Annotated in this window: 16 protein-coding genes; 5 read left to right on the top strand and 11 right to left on the bottom strand. The window is 63.2% G+C overall.

Translation table 11 applies throughout. The annotated features are described in order from the left end of the window. Positions 1–105: 105 nt before the first annotated feature. The 4 genes from GJV18_RS05700 to GJV18_RS05685 are packed head-to-tail and all read left to right on the top strand — an operon-like array spanning position 106 to position 4,655. Complete coding sequence (locus GJV18_RS05700) at positions 106–1,071, top strand: GGDEF domain-containing response regulator (protein ID WP_160343733.1); 966 nt, start codon at positions 106–108, stop codon at positions 1,069–1,071. Positions 1,072–1,077: 6 nt separating this feature from the next. After that, positions 1,078–1,989: a putative 2-dehydropantoate 2-reductase gene (locus tag GJV18_RS05695; RefSeq protein ID WP_160343732.1), complete on the top strand. Its 912-nt coding sequence runs from the start codon at positions 1,078–1,080 to the stop codon at positions 1,987–1,989. A 60-nt stretch (positions 1,990–2,049) separates the two neighbouring features. Further along, positions 2,050–4,068 (top strand): sensor histidine kinase, encoded by a 2,019-nt coding sequence (locus GJV18_RS05690; protein ID WP_160343731.1) that lies wholly within the window; start codon positions 2,050–2,052, stop codon positions 4,066–4,068. 2 nt (positions 4,069–4,070) lie between these two features. Continuing rightward, on the top strand, positions 4,071–4,655 hold the full coding sequence (locus GJV18_RS05685) for a cob(I)yrinic acid a,c-diamide adenosyltransferase (RefSeq protein ID WP_160343730.1): 585 nt from the start codon (positions 4,071–4,073) through the stop codon (positions 4,653–4,655). Between the two features lie 138 nt (positions 4,656–4,793). Here the strand turns inward: GJV18_RS05685 and GJV18_RS05680 are convergent, their stop codons facing one another. The 7 genes from GJV18_RS05680 to GJV18_RS05650 form a co-directional block, all read right to left on the bottom strand. Next, entirely contained in the window at positions 4,794–5,687 is an 894-nt protein-coding gene (locus GJV18_RS05680; protein ID WP_160346003.1) for an RluA family pseudouridine synthase, read from the bottom strand. A 36-nt stretch (positions 5,688–5,723) separates the two neighbouring features. Further along, the gene (locus tag GJV18_RS05675) at positions 5,724–6,815 is read right to left on the bottom strand and encodes an HPP family protein (RefSeq protein WP_218571966.1); all 1,092 of its coding nucleotides are present in this window, start codon (positions 6,813–6,815) and stop codon (positions 5,724–5,726) included. Positions 6,816–6,886: 71 nt separating this feature from the next. Next, positions 6,887–7,828 carry a Nudix family hydrolase gene (locus GJV18_RS05670; protein WP_160343729.1) on the bottom strand — a complete coding sequence of 314 codons (942 nt, stop codon included), beginning with the start codon at positions 7,826–7,828 and terminating at the stop codon, positions 6,887–6,889. Then, a complete protein-coding gene (locus GJV18_RS05665) occupies positions 7,825–8,457 on the bottom strand; it encodes a glutathione S-transferase (protein ID WP_160343728.1) in 633 nt (210 codons plus the stop codon). Before GJV18_RS05665 ends, GJV18_RS05670 begins: the two co-directional genes overlap by 4 nt. A 185-nt stretch (positions 8,458–8,642) precedes the next feature. Continuing rightward, entirely contained in the window at positions 8,643–9,860 is a 1,218-nt protein-coding gene (gene argJ, locus GJV18_RS05660; protein WP_160343727.1) for a bifunctional glutamate N-acetyltransferase/amino-acid acetyltransferase ArgJ, read from the bottom strand. Between the two features lie 142 nt (positions 9,861–10,002). Further along, complete coding sequence (gene secA, locus GJV18_RS05655; protein WP_160343726.1) at positions 10,003–12,735, bottom strand: preprotein translocase subunit SecA; 2,733 nt, start codon at positions 12,733–12,735, stop codon at positions 10,003–10,005. Positions 12,736–12,852: 117 nt separating this feature from the next. Beyond that, the gene (locus GJV18_RS05650; protein WP_160343725.1) at positions 12,853–13,773 is read right to left on the bottom strand and encodes a M23 family metallopeptidase; all 921 of its coding nucleotides are present in this window, start codon (positions 13,771–13,773) and stop codon (positions 12,853–12,855) included. Between the two features lie 78 nt (positions 13,774–13,851). On the opposite strand from GJV18_RS05650, the gene GJV18_RS05645 reads away from it, so the two are divergent. After that, on the top strand, positions 13,852–14,307 hold the full coding sequence (locus GJV18_RS05645) for a DUF721 domain-containing protein (RefSeq protein ID WP_160345999.1): 456 nt from the start codon (positions 13,852–13,854) through the stop codon (positions 14,305–14,307). 101 nt (positions 14,308–14,408) lie between these two features. Here GJV18_RS05645 and lpxC read toward each other — a convergent pair whose 3' ends face one another. From lpxC to GJV18_RS05625, 4 genes are all read right to left on the bottom strand, one after another. Continuing rightward, on the bottom strand, positions 14,409–15,320 hold the full coding sequence (gene lpxC, locus GJV18_RS05640; RefSeq protein ID WP_160343724.1) for a UDP-3-O-acyl-N-acetylglucosamine deacetylase: 912 nt from the start codon (positions 15,318–15,320) through the stop codon (positions 14,409–14,411). A 112-nt stretch (positions 15,321–15,432) separates the two neighbouring features. After that, entirely contained in the window at positions 15,433–16,626 is a 1,194-nt protein-coding gene (ftsZ, locus tag GJV18_RS05635) for a cell division protein FtsZ (protein WP_160343723.1), read from the bottom strand. A gap of 44 nt (positions 16,627–16,670) precedes the next feature. Next, the gene (gene ftsA / locus GJV18_RS05630) at positions 16,671–17,918 is read right to left on the bottom strand and encodes a cell division protein FtsA (protein ID WP_160343722.1); all 1,248 of its coding nucleotides are present in this window, start codon (positions 17,916–17,918) and stop codon (positions 16,671–16,673) included. A gap of 19 nt (positions 17,919–17,937) precedes the next feature. Continuing rightward, the gene (locus tag GJV18_RS05625) at positions 17,938–18,801 is read right to left on the bottom strand and encodes a cell division protein FtsQ/DivIB (protein ID WP_160343721.1); all 864 of its coding nucleotides are present in this window, start codon (positions 18,799–18,801) and stop codon (positions 17,938–17,940) included.

The raw sequence follows: 18,801 nt of genomic DNA, 5'->3' as shown, positions 1-18,801 counted from the left end.
CCACATCGCTTGACGGTTAAAAAACCGGGCCATTATATAGCGGTAGAGACAAACACTGCCCGGCGAAGTATCGGGCGTATGTGACCACCCAACGAGCCTGCCCCCATGCCCAACCCCCATCTCAGCATTCTGGTCGTGGATGACGCCAAGTTCTCCAGCGCCATCATCGGCCGCGCCCTGAGTCAGGCCGGCTACCAGGATGTGCGCTTTGCCAGCAGTGCCGCCGAAGCCATCACGCTGCTGGAACAGCGACCGGCCAGTGTGCTGCTGGCCGACTGGCTGATGCCCGAGATGAATGGCCTGGAGCTGACAGTACGGGTACGCCAGCAGGACGAGATGGCCCACCACTACACCTATGTCATCCTGCTCACCGGCAAGGAGGGCGAAAACGTCCTGGCCGAGGCCTTTGACAGCGGCGTGGACGACTTTATCAACAAGGCCTCCATGCATGAGCAACTGGTGCCTCGGGTATACGCCGCCGACCGCCTGTGCAACACCCTGCAACGCCTGCTGCAGGAAAACCGCCTGCTCACCGAGAATATCGCCAGCCTGGAACAGCGCAATCTGGTCGACCCACTGACGGGCCTGGGCAACAGCCGCTATCTGCAGCAGAAGCTGCTCGACAGCCTGCGCCAGGTGGAGTCCCGCGGTGGGGCCCTGTGCTACCTGCTGATCGGTCTGCAGGACATCGAGGCGCTGCACCTGCAATACGGTGAAAGTTTCTATAACGAGTTGCTCGGCAGCGTGGCCCGGCGCCTGCAGCAACTGGTGCGCCCCCTGGATATTCTGGTGCGTCAGGACGAAATGCACTTCGGCATGATTGCCATGCTCAGCGACCTGCACGAATGCTCGCCAAGCAGCTTCAAGCGCTTGCATGAGGGCATCAATCTCAAGGCCTTCAAGACCAGCGAGGGTTTTATCAGCCTCAAGGCCGGTATCAGCCTGGTCGGCCTGGACACCAAGGCCCTGCCCTGTACCCCACAGAGCCTGATGCTGCATGCCGCCAACCTGCTGCCGGAGTCTTACAGCAGCGGCCTGGTCAGTGCCCTGCGTCTGCCCATACCTCACTGACCAGCGATGAGCTGGCATATTCTCGGCGCCGGCAGCCTGGGCAGCCTGTGGGCCGCACGTCTGGCCCGCTGCGGCGAAGACGTGACCCTGATCCTGCGCAACGCCGCGCGCCTGCAGGCCTATCAACAGGCCGGCGGCCTGACACTGGTGGAGCAGGGTCAGGCTCAGCTGCATGCGCTGCCGGCACAACTGCCTGATGACGAGCAACCCATCCAGCGCCTGCTGCTGGCCTGCAAGGCCTATGACGCGGCCCCGGCCGTGGCCAGCCTGGCCCCCCGCCTGGCATCCGGCGCCGAACTGATCCTGCTGCAAAATGGCCTGGGCAGCCAGGATGAGGTGGCGCGCCTGGTGCCGCAGGCACGCTGCATCTTCGCCTCCAGCACCGAGGGCGCCTTTCGCCAGGCAGATTTCCAGGTGGTGTTTGCCGGCCATGGCCATACCTGGCTGGGCGACCCTCTGCGTCCCCAACCACCCGCCTGGCTTGACGCTCTGCACACTGCCGGGATTGCCCACGACTGGAGCCTGGATATCCACAGCCGGCTCTGGCGCAAACTGGCGCTGAACTGTGCGATCAATCCGCTGACCGTGCTCCATGACTGCCGCAATGGCGAGTTGCGCGAACATCCGGCGGAAGTCGCCAACCTGTGTGCAGAACTGACCGAACTGCTGCAGCGCTGCGGCCAGAGCAGCGCCGCCGAGAACCTGCATGGCGAGGTGCAACGGGTGATCCAGGCCACCGCCGCCAACTATTCCTCCATGCACCAGGATGTGCAGCACCGACGCCGCAGCGAGATCGCCTACCTGCTCGGTTATGCCTGCCAGGCCGCCAAGCGCCACGACCTGGCCCTGCCCCATCTGCAGGCCCTGCATCAGCGCCTGCAGGGCCACCTGCAGGCCCGCGGATTGCCCAGCCACTGATTGCCCAGTGATTCAACCGCGCGTTACCCTGCCCGCTCTTCACTCACGCGACACCTGCCCATGCACCTGCGTCAGCGCCTCGAAAACCTGCCGGTGGGCCGCAAACTGCTTGTGGCCCTGCTGGCCTTGCTCGCCGCCGTGCTGCTGGTGGCCAACCTGGCCTTTATCAGCGCGGCCTACTGGATTTCCCAGGAGAGCGTGGCGCCCCAGGCCTTGCATACCCTCGGCCGGCTGATCGCCAGCCCGGCCCTGAGCCATCAGGCGCTCAACTCGCCACAAACGGCCCAGGCCCTGCTACAGCGCCTGGATGACTACGCACCGCTACGCGCCGCAGTGCTCTACGACAGCAACGGCCTGAGCCTGGCCCAGTTGCAGCGCGGAGAACACCTGCAGTTGCCCTTGCAAGTGGATCAGGTCGAGAGCTGGCGTCAGCATGAATTTCGCACCAGCCAGCTGATCGAGCTACCTCAGCCCGGCGGCCGCCCTGGCCACCTGCTGCTGGTCGCCTCCAGCGAGCTGCCCGGCGCCTTCTATACCGGCACCCTGACCGCCAGCGGGGCGATCCTGTTTTTCAGCCTGCTGCTCTGGCTGATCGTCTCGCGTCAGGTCAAGCGTCTGGTCACCCGGCCGATCCGACGCCTGGAGGAGCTGTCACGCCAGGTTACCCGCGAGGAAAACTATGCCCTGCGTGCACGTCGTGGTCATGCCGACGAAATCGGCAGCCTGGCCGAGGCCTTCAACACCATGCTCAGCCGCATGGAAGCCCGCGAGCAGCAGCTCAAGCGCGCCCGTGACGATGCCGAGAACGCCTTTGAGCATGCCCGTCAGCTGGCCGAGGAGACCCGTCACTCCAATCGCAAGCTGGAACTGGAAGTGCAGGTGCGCAGCAAGATCGAAAAAAAGCTCACCGGCTTTCAGAACTACCTCAACAACATCATCGACTCCATGCCCTCGGCGCTGATCGCCCTGGACGAACAGCTCTTTGTCACCCAGTGGAATCAGGAGGCCAGCGCCCTCTCCGGCACGCCACTGAACGAAGCCTTGAACCAGCCGATCTTCCTCGCCTTTGCCCCGCTCAAGCCTTTTCTGGCGCAGATTCGCCGCGCCACCGAGCAGCACAGGGTGGAGAAAATCGAGCGGGTAACCTGGGAAAAGGCCGGCGAGCCCCATCACTATGCGCTGACCATCTACCCGCTGACCGGCAGCGCCGGACGCGGCACGGTGATTCGCATCGACGACATCACCCAGCGCCTGGTGCTGGAGGAGATGATGGTGCAATCGGAAAAAATGCTCTCGGTGGGCAGCCTGGCGGCCGGCATGGCCCACGAGATCAACAACCCCCTGGGCGCTATCCTGCACAACGTGCAGAACATTCGCCGGCGCCTGTCCAGCGAGCTGGCCAAGAATCAGCAGGAGGCCGAACAGGCGGGTATCTGCCTGGAAGCCATCGACCGCTACCTGCAGGCCCGGGAAATCCCCAAACTGCTCGATGGCATCCAGCAGGCCGGCAGCCGCGCCGCCCGTATTGTCAGCCATATGCTCAGCTTCAGCCGCCGCAGCAACCGCCAGCTGGCCCCCTGCGAGCTGCCCGCCCTGCTCAACCAGGCGCTGGAAATCGCCGGCAACGACTTCGACCTGACCGAAAGCTTCGATTTCAAGAGCCTGCGCATCGTCCGCGATTTCGCCGCCGACCTGCCCACCGTGCCGGGCACCGCCAACGAACTGGAGCAGGTGCTGCTCAACCTGCTGAAAAACGCCGCCCAGGCCATCCACCAGCGTCCCGCAGGGGCTGCACCGGGACAGATTACCCTGCGTGCGCACCTGGCCGGCGCCTGGGCACAAATCCAGGTGGAGGACAACGGCATCGGCATGAACGAGGCGCTGCGCAAGCGCATCTTCGAGCCGTTCTTCACCACCAAGGAAGTCGGCCAGGGCACGGGGCTGGGCCTGTCGGTGTCCTACTTCATCATCACCAACAACCACAAAGGGCAGATGGAAGTGCAATCCAAGCCGGGCCAGGGTACCTGCTTTACCCTGCGCCTGCCGCTGGCCGCCGCCACTGCCGACACGGACCTGTAAGCATGGGCTATCGACTGTCGAAGATTTACACCCGCACCGGCGATGCCGGTGAAACCGGCCTGGCCGATGGGCGCCGGGTGACCAAGGACCACCCCCGGGTAGACGCCATGGGCGAGGTGGACACGCTGAACAGCCAGATCGGCCTGCTGCTGGCCGAACTGGCCGAGCAACAGACCACCTGCCCGGGGCTGGGCGAGATCATCGAAGTGCTGGCGCCCTGTCAGCATCGCCTGTTCGACCTGGGCGGCGAACTGGCCATGCCCGAGTACCAGGCGCTGCAAAGCGCGGAAATCGAGCGCCTGGAAACGGCCATCGACCGCTGGAACGAAGAGGTCGGCCCCCTGGAAAACTTTATCCTGCCCGGCGGTTCGCGCCTGATCGCCCAGGCCCATGTCTGCCGCAGCCTGGCCCGCAGCGCCGAACGCCGCTGCCAGCATCTGAACGCGGTGGAGCCGATCCGCGGCGTCGGCCTGGCCTATGTCAACCGCCTGTCCGACCTGCTGTTCGTCGCTGCGCGTCTGATCGCCAAGCGCCAGGGTATCGATGAAGTGCTATGGCAGGCGGCCGCCAAGGAGCCCGCCGCGTAGGGTGGATGACGTTGTTTTCATCCACCATACGGGTTGGTGGATGGATAAAGCGCCATCCACCCTACCACTGGGTCGGGTGGACATGCGCAGCTTGTCCACCCTCAAGCTAACGGCGGACAAGGCGGTGCCATGTCCGCCCTACAGCAGGCTCAGCCCGCTTTCAAAGCTACGCCGCTCACCGCTAAGCGGGTCGATAAAGCTTAGCCCCCGGGCCAACAGCTTAAGCGGCTTGGCGTAATCGTCCGGATCACCCGGCGCGGCAGTCACCTCGGGATAGAAGGGATCGTTGAGAATGGGCGCACCCAGGGCTGCCAGATGCACCCGCAGCTGGTGCTTCTTGCCCGTCACCGGATAGAGCCGATAGAGCCAGTGCTCGCCCAGCTTCTCGGCCACCTCGATACGCGTCTCGCTATTGGCCGGGCCCGCCACCTCCTGCATGCGAAAGAAGGGCTCGGCGGCGTCCAGGCGGGTCTGGCGCAGCAGGGGAAACTCCAGATCCGGCAAGGCCGGGGCCAGGGCCTCGTAGCACTTGTCCATCTGCCGCTCGCGGAACAGGGCCTGATAGCGGCCACGGCTTGCAGGGTTGGTGGAGAACAGCACCAGGCCGGCGGTGTGCCGGTCGATGCGGTGCAGCGGCACCAGATCGGCATTGCCCAGGGTCTTGATCAGCCGCGCCAGCAGCGTTTGCTCGACATACTCACCGGCGGGCATCACCGGCAAGAAATGCGGCTTGTCGGCCACCAGCAGATGCTCATCCTGAAACAGCAGCGCCTCGCTAAAGGGAATCGGCGTTTCCGCCGGCACTTCGCGAAAGTAATGCACCTTGAGCCCTTCGCGGTAGGGCGCATCCAGCCCCAGAGGCTGCCCATCGGCATCCAGCACCCGTCCGCGCAACATGCGTTCGCGCCAGATATCCGGGGCGATGGCCGGGAAATGCGCACACAGGCACGCCAGCACCGTGCCCCACTCGCCCCGGGGCAGATGCAAGGTGCTGGGACGCATGGCGGAGGGAGCACTGGCCTGGACAGTCATCATGAATTCTCGGAGCAGAGGTCGGATGCGGGACGTCTATTCGCGGCGGGTAAAAGGCCCGATGGACAGATTGAACAATGCAGCCAGCAGATCGGACTGGCTGATGATACCCACTACCTGCTGCCTGTCATCCAGCACCGGCACCTGATGGATATCGCTGCTGGTGAGCATCTGCAGCAGATAGGTAATGGGCCAGCCCGGCCGGCAGGTGGGCGCATAGCGGCGCATCAGGCTGGCTACCGGCATATCTCCGCGCGCCTCAGCCGTTAAGAGATCATGCAGCACCAGCAAGCCCTGGTATTGCCCCGTGGCACTCCTGACCGGCAGCGCATAAAGGCGATGCTCATGCATGCAGAGTCGGGCTTCGCTCAGGGTGCAATCGCCCGCCAGGCTCTGGACATCCCGCGACATGATCTCGGCACACTTCACTTCGCCAAAGCGGCGCTGGTAAGCCCGCTCTTCGGTGGCCAGAAGCACCGCCTGCAGATCCTCGCGATTGATATCCAGCAACTCACCGCGAGCCTCCAGCACCGCGTCGAGATCCTCAGCGGTAAAGCCCAGCCGCTCCCTTGGCAAGGGATCGCGGGTACGATGCACGTTGCCGGGGCTGGTGGCCACATGGGGGTAACGACGGCGCAAGGCGTTGTTGAACAGCAGTGCAATCAGCAGCAGCCCCAGGCTGTTCAAACCCACCGGATACAGGGCAAAGGCATAACCCAGCTTTGCAATTTCCGGCCCGGCCAGCACTGCGGTCAAGGCCACGGCGCCCCCCGGCGGGTGCAGACAGCGCAGGGCAAACATGCTGGCCGTAGCCAAACCGCCCGCCAGGGCTGCCACCTCCCAGCTATGCCCCAAGAACTCGGCACAACTGACGCCTACCAGGGCGGACAGCAGATTGCCACCAAGTACCGACCAGGGTTGTGCCAGGGGACTGGCCGGCACCGCGAACAGCAACAGGGACGAAGCGCCCATGGGCGCAATCAGCCACGGGCTGGCAGACCCCAACAGTTCGCCACACAGCCAGCCACTGAACAGCAACCCGACGCCGACACCGAGACACCCCAGCAACCGCTCATTCAGACTCACGGCCATGGCCTGCGGCCAAAAGCCCTTCAACCAGTTACGCACGCCACCCTCGATTCAATGCACCAATTCGGGGCGACACTATACGGACTGCTGCCAGGCAGGGCCACGCCGGATCAGTCTGGCCACAGCCCGCGGATTCCGGCCACACCCTGAGCACCCGACTGCCAGGCACGCTCAATATCCACAGCCCCCAGACCGCCGAGCAGATAGGCTGGCTGATTGAAGCCTTGCAGCAATTGCGCAGCATTGGCCCAGCCCAGGGGCTGTACCTCTGGATGGGTCTGGGTAGGTTGCACCGGCGACAGGGTGACAAAGTCCAACCCCAGCTCGGCCGCCAGGGCCAGCTCGCGGGCATCGTGACAGGACGCCGCCAGCAGCCCGCCAGCAGGACGCGACACTCCAGCGCCAGCCAGTTCGCTCAGCTGCCTGGCCGTCAGATGCCAGCCGGCTCCGGGAAAATCCCCCCAGGCGTGCAGCGGCCCCTTGAGCATCAACTGGGCGCGCCCGGTACACAGGCTCAGGGCCTCCTCGGCCAGGGCACGGTACTGGCTGACCGATAGCTGCGGCGCGCGTAACTGCAGCAGGCTCACGCCCTGGCTCAGGGCCAGCTCGATACCTTGCAGCAACTGGGCGGCACTCAGGTTATCGGGGGTGATCAGGTAACGATCCGGCAATTGCGCCGCCACCACGATGGGCCGGTTGGCCGCGGGAAACTCATAGTCAGCCAACTCCGCCGAACTGACCCAGGCCAGCGGCTGGCCCTCGGCGCCATGGGGCTCGCCGCCAAAGGCAGTGACTTCCCAGACGTCCAGCAACACCTGCTTGTCCGGATAGTCGTGACGCACCTGAATCAGTGGTCGCGCCGCCGTCGGGCGAATCCCCAGTTCCTCTTCAAGCTCCCGGGCCAGGGCGACCTCGACCGCTTCCCCCGCTTCCACCTTGCCGCCGGGAAACTCCCACAGGCCGCCCTGGTGTGTATCCACAGGTCGTTTAGCCAGCAGGATTCGCCCGTCAGCGCCACGAATCACGGCGGCGGCCACATGAATACGTTTCACGCCAGCGCCTCCTCCTGCGCAGCCTGATACCAGCGCTGAAAGGCCGGCCAGCGATAGATGGTCGCCACATAAGCCGCCGCCACCTCGGGCAAGGGCACCTGATAACTGTGCAAGCGTGCAGCCACCGGCGCAAAGAAGGCGTCCGCCAGGCTGGCGTGACCGAACAGAAAGGGGCCATCCTCACCGAAACGGCTGCGGCAATCGGCCCACAACTCACAGACGCGCTGGATATCGACCTGAGCCTCGGGGGCTATTGCAGCCAAGGCCTGATCACGCTTGAGGTCCATGGACAGATGTGTGCGCAAACCGACAAAGCCGCTGTGCATCTCCGCGCAGAGGCTGCGCGCCAAGGCCCGGGCATACTCGCCGCGCGGCCACAGATGGGCCTCGGGGAAGCGCTCGGCCAGGTACTCGGCAATGGCCAGACTGTCCCATACCGGCCCCTGCTCGGTTTTCAGCACCGGCACCTTGCCTACCGGCGAGTGCTCCAGCATGCGTGCCCGAGTGTCTTCCCGGTACAGCGGAATTAGCAGCTCGTCGTAGGCCACCTCGGCCAGCTCCAGGGCCAGTGCCGCACGCAGCGACCAGGACGAGTAGGTCTTGTTGCCAATAACCAAAGTGAGGGACATGGCAGCGCTCCTTGCGTAGAGAGAGATCAGAGGACGGTAAGAGTCGCCACCCCAAATAGCAAATTCCGCTTGTTCATGCCCTCATGAACAAGCGGAATAGCAGGCTGCAAACAAACAGTGTGAACGCCCCGGCATCGAGTGCCAGTGCTTGTACTTAGCGCTTATGGCTTGCAGCTTGCCGCTGCTCAGGTGCGGTATTCGGCGTTGATCTTCACATACTCATGGGACAGGTCGGTGGTCCAGATGGTCTCGCTGCAATCGCCGCGGCCAAGCTCGATACGGATGGTGATTTCCTCCCGGGCCATCACCGCCGCGCCCTGGGCCTCGGTATAGCTGGCAGCGCGCCCGCCCTTGCTGGCGATACAGACCTCACCGAGGAACACATCGATCTTGCTCACATCCAGATTGGCCACCCCGGCATAGCCGACAGCGGCGAGAATGCGGCCCCAGTTGGGGTCGGAGGCAAACAGCGCGGTCTTGATCAGTGGCGAATGGGCCACGGCATAGCCCACATCCAGGCATTCCTGGTGGGTGGCGCCGCCATTCACCTGCACGGTGACGAACTTGGTCGCGCCCTCGCCATCGCGCACGATGGCCTGGGCCACCTCCATGCATACCTCGAATACCGCCGCCTTGAGCTTGGCGAACAATTCACCACTGGCCTGGGTGATTTCCGCCAGGCGGGCCTGGCCGGTGGCGATCAGCATGCAGCAGTCGTTGGTGGAAGTGTCGCCGTCGATGGTGATGCGGTTGAACGACTTGTTCGCCGCATCGCGCACCAGATCCTGCAGCACACTGCGCGAGACCTTGGCGTCGGTGGCGATATAACCCAGCATGGTGGCCATGTTCGGGCGGATCATGCCCGCGCCCTTGCTGATACCGGTGACGGTGACGGTCACGCCCTCGTGCACGAACTGGCGACTGGCGCCCTTGGGCAGGGTGTCGGTGGTCATGATGCCTTCGGCGGCCTGGGCCCAGTTGTCTTCCTTGAGATCATCCAGGGCAGCCTGCAGGGCCGCTTCGATCTTCTCCACCGGCAGCGGCTCGCCGATCACCCCAGTGGAAAACGGCAGCACCGCCTCCTCGGCCACACCGGCCAGAGTGGCCAGGGCGGCGCAGGCACGGCGGGCATTGACCAGTCCCTCCGGGCCGGTGCCAGCATTGGCGTTGCCGGTGTTGGTTAGCAGCAGGCGCACCTCGCCCTGCAGACGCTCACGGGTCACCAGCACCGGCGCCGCGCAGAAGGCATTGGTGGTGGTCACCCCGGCGATACGCGAACCCTCGGCGCAGCGCATCACCACCACGTCCTTGCGCCCGGGGCGCTTGATGCCGGCCGAGGCGATGCCCAGCTCGAAACCTGGAACCGGGTGCAGGGTGGACAACGGGCCAAGACCGACAGCCATAGAGAACGCTCCTTGAGATGAAACGACGAAATGAGGATGGTAAAACGCCGCGAGCGGTCAAACCGTTCGCGGCGTCAGCAATTGCCTGTGCAGCATAGCCAAATTGGGGGCTGGCTCAACCCGCCTTTTGTCGCGGCTTCGGTTAACTCAACTGGCCGTGACAGTGCTTGTACTTCTTGCCGGAACCACAGGGGCAGGGTTCGTTGCGACCGATCTTCGGCTCGGTACGCACCGGTGCTGCGGCCACGGCCACATCGCCCTCCTCTGCGGCTTCAGGCTGCGGCATGGCCGAAGCTTCGGCGTGCTGGAACTGCATGCGCTCGGCCAGAGCCTCGGCCTCGCGGCGCAGGCGGGCTTCTTCCTCGGCCGGGTCTTCGCGGCGCACCTGCACATGGCAGAGCACGCGGATGGTGTCGCGCTTGATCGAATCCAGCAGCTCCTGGAACAGGGTAAAGGACTCGCGCTTGTATTCCTGCTTGGGGTTCTTCTGCGCATAACCGCGCAGGTGAATGCCGTGACGCAGGTGATCCATGGTGGACAGGTGATCCTTCCACAGATCGTCCAGCACGCGCAGCAGGATCTGCTTCTCGAAGGTGCGCAGGGCCTCGGCACTGGCCTGCTCTTCCTTCTCGTTGTAAGCCTTGAGCAGCTCTTCGAGGATGCGTGCGCGCAGGGTTTCCTCGTACAGCTTGTGGTCATCATCCAGCCACTGCTGGATCGGCAGCTTGAGGCCGAAATCGCTGTACAGGGTGGCTTCCAGACCGGCGATGTCCCACTGCTCGGGCAGCGACTGCGGCGGGATATGGCCATTGATCGCGGCGCTCAGCACTTCCTCGCGGAACTCGGCGATGGTCTCGCCGATATTGTCCGCGGCCAGCAGGGTGTTGCGCATGTGATAGATCACCTTGCGCTGCTCGTTGGCCACGTCGTCGAATTCCAGCAACTGCTTGCGCATGTCGAAGTTGCGTCCTTCCACCTTGCGCTGGGCCTTCTCGATGGCGTTGCTGACCATGCGATGCTCGATGGCCTCACCGGCCTGCATGCCCAGGGCCTTCATAAAGTTCTTCACCCGGTCGGAGGCGAAGATGCGCATCAGGTTGTCTTCCAGCGACAGGTAGAAGCGGCTGGAGCCCGGGTCCCCCTGGCGACCGGCACGGCCGCGCAGCTGGTTGTCGATACGCCGCGACTCGTGGCGCTCGGAGGCGATCACATGCAGGCCGCCGGCTTCGATCACCTGCTGATGGCGCTTCTGCCAGTCGGCCTTGATCTGCGCGATCTGCTCGGGAGTGGGGTTCTCCAGGTTGGCGACTTCCACTTCCCAGTTACCGCCGAGCAGGATGTCGGTACCGCGACCGGCCATGTTGGTGGCGATGGTCAGCGCGCCGGGGCGACCGGCCTGGGCGATGATCTCGGCTTCCTTGTCATGGAACTTGGCGTTGAGCACCTTGTGCTCGATGCCTTCCTTGTTCAGCAGCTGCGACACGTACTCGGAGGTTTCGATGGTCGCCGTACCCACCAGGATCGGCCGGCCCAGGGCCAGGCATTCCTTGATATCGGTGATGATGGCGGCGTACTTCTCTTCCTGGGTCAGGTACACCAGGTCGTTGAAGTCCTTGCGCGCCACGGCCTTGTTGGTGGGGATGACCACCACATCCAGACCGTAGATCTGGTTGAATTCGAAGGCTTCGGTGTCGGCGGTACCGGTCATGCCGGACAGCTTGTTGTAGAGGCGGAAGTAGTTCTGGAAGGTGGTCGAGGCCAGGGTCTGGCTCTCGGCCTGGATGTTCACCCCTTCCTTGGCCTCGATGGCCTGGTGCAGGCCTTCGGACAGGCGACGGCCCGGCATGGTGCGACCGGTGTGCTCGTCAATCAGGATCACCTGACCGTTCTGTACGATGTACTCGACATTGCGGTGGAACAGCTTGTGCGCGCGCAGGCCGGAGTAGACATGGGTCAGCAGGCCCAGGTTATGCGCCGAGTAGAGGCTTTCACCTTCAGCCAACAGGCCGGCGGCGGTGAGCATTTCCTCGACATACTGGTGGCCGGCTTCGTTGAGTTCGACCTGACGGGCCTTCTCGTCGATCTTGTAGTGACCTTCCTGGGTCACCACGCCTTCCTCTTCCTCGATATGCTGCTTGAGGCGCGGGATCAGCTTGTTGATCTCGACGTACATGCGCGAGCTGTCTTCGGCCTGGCCGGAGATGATCAGCGGGGTACGGGCTTCGTCGATCAGGATGGAGTCGACTTCGTCGATCACGGCGAAATTCAGTTCACGCTGGAACTTCTCTTCCAGGCTGAAGGCCATGTTGTCGCGCAGGTAGTCGAAACCGAATTCGTTGTTGGTGCCGTAGGTGATGTCGGCAGCATAGGCGGCGCGCTTTTCTTCCGGCGGCATAAAGGGGGTGACGATGCCCACGCTCATGCCGAGGAATTCATAGAGCGGACGCATCCAGTTGGCGTCGCGGCGGGCCAGGTAGTCGTTGACCGTGACCACGTGCACGCCCTTGCCGGACAGGGCATTGAGGTACACCGCCAGGGTCGCCACCAGGGTCTTGCCCTCGCCGGTGCGCATCTCAGCGATCTTGCCTTCGTGCAGGGTCATGCCACCAATCAACTGCACATCGAAGTGACGCATGCCCATCACCCGCTTGCCGGCCTCGCGGGCCACGGCAAAGGCTTCTGGCAGCAACTGGTCGAGGGTTTCACCTTTGGCCAGACGGGCTTTGAATTCGTCAGTCTTGGCGCGCAGTTGCTCATCGGAGAGGGCGAGCATCTGCTCCTCGAAGGCATTGACGGTTTGCACCGCCTTGAGCATGCGCTTGACCTCACGCTCGTTCTTGCTTCCAAAGAGTTTCTTCAACAAAGGCGCAAACATATCGACAGGATCTTCCAGGCGTATGGATTGAGGGCGGCTTGCAAGCGACCCATGCAGCCTTCATGGCTGCGTGCGAAGGGGGCATTCTACCCGGAAACGCGGATGAGGAAAGCGCCGTTATTCGACGCCACTGACCCGGGCAATAAAGCTTGCCGGGTTGATCTGGCGACCACCCTTGCTCACTTCAAAATGCACGTGATAGCCGGTGGAACGGCCGGTGCGGCCGACCTTGGCAATGGTCTGGCCGCGTTGCACCAGATCACCGATCTGCACCAGATTGCTCTGGTTGTGGGCATACAGGGTGGTATAGCCATCGGCGTGGCTGATCTCCACGGTATTGCCATAACCCGACTTGCGCCCGGAGAAGGTCACCACCCCGGCCGCCACCGCCACCACATCGCTGCCCGGCTTGGCAGCGAAGTCCACGCCCTTGTGCAGGCTGGAACGACCACTGAGCGGATGCACGCGACGCCCAAAAGGCGAAGACATATAGCCCTGACGCACCGGCATGCCAGAGAGATACTCGGCCTCGCTGAGCTGACGTTCGCCGAGCAACTGTTCCAGCACTTCGAGCAACTGCTCGCGGCTGTCCAGGCGCAGGCTCAACTGATCCAGGGCATCCATAAAGGAAGGCGGGGCATAAGCCGCTTCGCCAAAGCTGTCCTCGGCACCGCCCTGCCCCACGTTCAGGGAGAAATCGAATTCCTCGGTATCCAGCTCGGCCAGTTCGGTAAGCCGTTCGCCCAGTGCATCGAGGCGGGTCAGGCGCGCCTGCAGCTCGGCAACATGAGCAGCGAAGGCATCCAGCTGACGCTGGGCATCGGCGCGCACCACGCCGACCTCTTCACGTTGTTGATCCAGGGCCTGGGCCAGCTCATGGTCGAGCGGCGCTTCGCCCACGCCCCACTTGACGCCCAAGGCTGCACCCGCAGAGGTGGCCACCAACAACAAGACCACCAGCAGCGCCAGCAGCCAGCGCAGATCCAGATGCAGTGAGCGGGCCGCGCCATGGCGGCTGCTAAGAAGAATAATGTGCATGGCATCCCCATAAGGCGGCGCTCAGATCGGCAGCAGGCTCTGCTACCATGGCGGCTCCGCAATCTCAGGCTTCCTGCCATGACGTTTCGTCCTTTACCAGCCAAGGCGCCCGCCGTATTGATGCGGGAACTCAAGCCTCTGAAGACACTGTTCAATCAGGCCCAACGCCTGGATCGACTGCAGCATCTGCTGGAAAGCCAACTACAACCTGCCGCCCGCGAACACTGTTATGTCGCATCCTGGCGCGAAGGCTGCCTGGTTCTAATCGTCACCGATGGCCACTGGGCCACCCGCCTGCGCTATCAGCAAAAACGCTTGCTGAGACAGCTGCAGACCCTCGAAGAGTTTGCGACCTTAACCAAGATCCTGTTCAAGGTGCAACCGCCGACCGCCCAAAGGCGTGCACCCGGTCGCACTATTAGCCTCTCCAGCAATGCCGCGGAAAATATCCAGGCCACTGCCGAGGGCATCCAATACGCGCCCCTGCGCGCCGCCCTGGAACGACTGGCCAAACATACCCAGAGCGAAGATTGACGCCTTGGGCCATCACCCAGAACGGCCGCGCCGCCCTGAAATCTTTGCAAAAAAAAGGCCACCCCAGGGTGGCCTTATAAGCAAGGAAAGAGAGTAAAGCGTTACACGGCCGCAACCGGGCGCATGTAGGAGATCGGCGCAGTACTGGCATCGTCGAAGGTCACCACTTCCCAAGCATCGGTTTGCTCGATCAGGGTGCGCAACAGGCGATTATTCAGTGCATGACCGGACTTGAAGCCCTTGAACTCACCAATCAGGCTGTTACCCAAGAGGTAAAGATCGCCGATGGCATCGAGAATCTTGTGTTTGACGAATTCGTCCTCGTACCGCAGGCCGTCTTCGTTCAGCACACTGTACTCGTCCACCACGATGGCATTTTCCACGCTGCCGCCGAGCGCCAGGTTCTGCGAACGGAGGAACTCGATATCGCGCATAAAGCCGAAGGTGCGGGCGCGACTGACTTCCTTAACAAACGAGGTGCTGGAGAAGTCAACACTGGCCGACTGGGTGCGGTTGCGGAACACCGGATGATCGAAATCGATCTCGAAGGTCACCTTGAAGCCCTCGAACGGCACGAAGGTGGCGCGCTTGTCGCCCTCTTCAACCGTCACTTCACGCTTGATGCGGATGAACTTCTTCAGGGCGTCCTGCTCTTGCAAGCCAGCGGACTGAATCAGGAATACGAAGGGACCGGCGCTGCCGTCCATGATCGGCACTTCAGACGCGGAGAGCTCGACGTAGGCGTTATCGATGCCCAGGCCTGCCATGGCCGAAAGCAGGTGCTCTACCGTGTCTACCTTGACATCCCCATTGACCAGCGTGGTCGACATGGTGGTTTCACCGACATTGCCTGCACAGGCAACGATTTCCACGACAGGATCGAGGTCGGTACGACGAAACACGATCCCGGTGTCCACAGGGGCCGGCTTCAGGGTCAGGTAAACCTTTTCCCCGGAATGCAGGCCAACGCCAGTGGCGCGGATGATGTTTTTCAAGGTGCGTTGTCTGATCATGGCTCTGGCCGCTATAGCACTAGTTGCGAATTGTTTTCAACAATGGCCGGCGATAATAGCAGAACCGGCCTTTGCTGAACACCAATCACCCCAATACTCCTGATACATTCCATCAATCGGCCTGACGACGCAGGAAAGCCGGAATATCCAGGTAATCCAGATCGTCCTGGGGGTTGAGCTTAGCCGCAGTCGCCGCACCGCCATGGCTCTGGCGCTGAACGGTCGGACGCTCGTAGTCCTTGTAGTTGACCGACTGCTCGCTGCGCGGCTGCGCGGCGGACGGCTGGGCAACCGGTTGGCTGGCGGCAACCTGCACGGTGTTGTCGATCACCTTGACCGGTTTGTCCATGCGCGCACCCAGGCCGGTGGCAACCACGGTGACATGCAGCTCGTCGCGCATGTCCGGGTCGATCACGGTACCCACCTTGACGGTGGCGTGCTCGGAAGCGAACTGCTCGATGATATTACCGACGTCGGAGTACTCGCCCAGGGACAGGTCGGGGCCGGCGGTGATGTTGACCAGAATGCCGCGGGCGCCCTGCAGGTTGACGTCTTCCAGCAGCGGATTGCGGATCGCCGCTTCGGTGGCCTCACGCGCACGGTTCGGGCCGCTGGCGCAACCGGTGCCCATCATGGCCATGCCCATTTCGCTCATCACGGTCTTCACGTCGGCGAAGTCGACGTTGATCATGCCCGGACGCTTGATGATGTCGGAGATACCGCGCACGGCGCCGGAGAGCACATCGTCAGCCTTGGCGAAGGCGGACAGCAGGCTGGCATCCTTACCGAGGATGGTCAGCAGCTTCTCGTTGGGGATGGTGATCAGCGAATCAACACTTTCCGACAGTGCACGAATGCCTTCTTCGGCGATCTGCATGCGCTTCTTGCCTTCGAAGGGGAACGGACGGGTCACCACTGCCACGGTGAGGATGCCCATTTCCTTGGCCACCTGGGCGATGACCGGGGCTGCACCGGTACCGGTACCGCCGCCCATGCCGGTGGTGATAAAGACCATATCGGTGCCTTGCAGCACTTCTGCGATGCGCTCGCGGTCTTCCATGGCCGCCTGACGACCGACATCCGGGTTGGCACCCGCACCCAGGCCCTTGGTCACGGCAGTGCCCAGTTGCAGCACGGTGCGTGCGCCGATGTTCTTCAATGCCTGGGCATCGGTGTTGGCGCAGATAAACTCGACGCCCTCGATGTTGTTTTTCGCCATGTGGTTGACCGCGTTACCGCCGCCGCCGCCCACGCCGATGACCTTGATCACTGCACTTGCTGGAGCGCTGTCTACGAGTTCGAACATTTTCCCTCTCCTTTACTTTCTAGTTGTAACGCCTACCGCAAAAATCAGAAATTGCCCTGGACCCAGCGCTTGAGCCGTTCCAGAACAGGTTGTTTGGGTTCTTCGCCGTAATTGCCGAATGCAGACATGGCGCTGCCGTCGGTCTGCTTTTGCAGTCCGTACATGAGCAGGCCCACGCCTGTGGAATAGATGGGGTTACGCACGACGTCGGCCAGTCCCTTGACACTGTGGGGCACGCCCAGGCGTACCGGCATATGGAAAATCTCTTCGGCCAGCTCGACGGCTCCTTCCATCTTCGCTGTACCGCCGGTGAGAACGATCCCGGCCGGGATCAGGTCCTCATAGCCGCTGCGCCGCAGTTCCGCCTGGATCAGGGTAAACAGCTCGTCATAGCGCGGCTCGACCACTTCGGCCAGGGACTGTCGCGACAGATCCCGGGGCGGCCGATCACCGACGCTGGGGACCTTGATGGTCTCGCCAACGCCCGCCAGTTTGGCCAGCGCGCAAGCATAACGAATCTTGATCTCCTCGGCATACTGGGTCGGCGTGCGCAGCGCCATGGCGATGTCATTGGTGACCTGGTCGCCGGCAATCGGAATCACCGCGGTGTGACGGATCGCGCCCTCGGTGAAGATGCAGATATCGGTGGTGCCGCCACCGATATCCACCAGGCACACGCCCAGCTCCTTCTCGTCCTCGGTCAGTACCGAATACGCGGAAGCAAGCTGCTCCAGGATGATGTCATCCACTTCCAGGCCGCAGCGGCGCACGCACTTCTCGATGTTCTGCGCCGCATTGACCGCACAGGTCACCACATGCACCTTGGCTTCCAGGCGCACGCCGGACATGCCCAGGGGTTCGCGCACGCCTTCCTGGTTATCGATCACATAGTCCTGGGGCAGGCTGTGCAGCACCCGCTGATCGGCCGGAATGGCCACGGCCTGGGCGGCTTCCAGCACACGCTCCAGATCGGCACTGCTGACTTCACGGTCGCGGATGGCGACGATGCCATGACTGTTCTGACTGCGGATATGGTTACCGGCCACCCCGACAAAGGCCGAGTGGATACGGCAGCCGGCCATCAGCTGAGCCTCTTCCACGGCGCGCTGAATCGAGGCCACGGTGGACTCGATATTGACCACCACGCCCTTCTTCAGTCCGCGGGACGGATGGGTGCCGATGCCGACGATTTCCAGCTGGCCATCTGCGCCCACCTCACCCACCAGCGCCACCACCTTGGAGGTGCCGATATCGAGGCCGACGATCATCTTGCCGCTCTGCATAGTTGCCATGAGTCCTGCTTCTCCTGATTCACTGCACGACAGCGGTGTCAGCCGCCGTGGGCGCAACCGGCTCGCGCCATGCCACGGCCAGGCCGTTGGCATAGCGCAGATCGATCCGCGCGATATTCGCTTGCTGCTCTTTCAGTGCCTTGCCATGGATGGCACTGAAACGGCGCATTTTCTCCACCAGATGATCCCGCCCCAGCAGCAGCTCGATGCCCTGCCCGGTGGAGAGGAACCAGCTGCCACGTTCGCGCAATTCCAGGCGCGACACGGTAAAGCCCATGGGCCGCAGCATCTGGCTGAGCACCTGGTATTGCTGCATCACCCTCTGCTGGGCACGCTTGGGCCCGTACAGCTGGGGCAGATGCTGGTAGGCCTCCAGCTGATTGGGAGCAAAGGCCACGCCCTGGCTGTTGAGCAGGGCCTCATCACCCCAGCGGGCAATCGGCAACTGCTCTTCCAGGCGGATCAGCACCTGATCCGGCCATACCCGCCGCACCTGGGCCTGGGCAACCCAGGGCATCTGCTCCAGCTCCAGACGCATGGCACGCAGGTCGACGCTAAAGAAGCTGGCGCTGACATAGGGCGCAATACGCTGCTGCACGGCCTGCTGGCTGGTGTAGCTCAGTTCACCCTCGACGCTGATCCGCGCAATCGGTTGGTCCATATAGGGCATCAGGCGCACGGACAGCTGATAGGCGCCCAGCCCCAGACCCAGCAACAGGAAGGGCCAGGCCACCCGCTTGAGCCCGGCCAGACTCGGCCGCGGCATACGCGCCCGCACGGAAATCGGCTCCTTGGCCACCAGGCGGCTGGCGCCGCGCTGCGCCGGCTTGCCGCGCACGGGGGCGCGGGCAGAGCCGGACGGGTGACGCAAGTGAGCGACCAT

Origin of the sequence: Pseudomonas xionganensis, assembly GCF_009763245.1 — a bacterium.
GTDB classification, from domain to species: Bacteria; Pseudomonadota; Gammaproteobacteria; order Pseudomonadales; family Pseudomonadaceae; genus Aquipseudomonas; species Aquipseudomonas xionganensis.
Note: the sequence above shows the minus strand (reverse complement) of the source record. Positions and strands in the feature narration are given on the sequence as shown.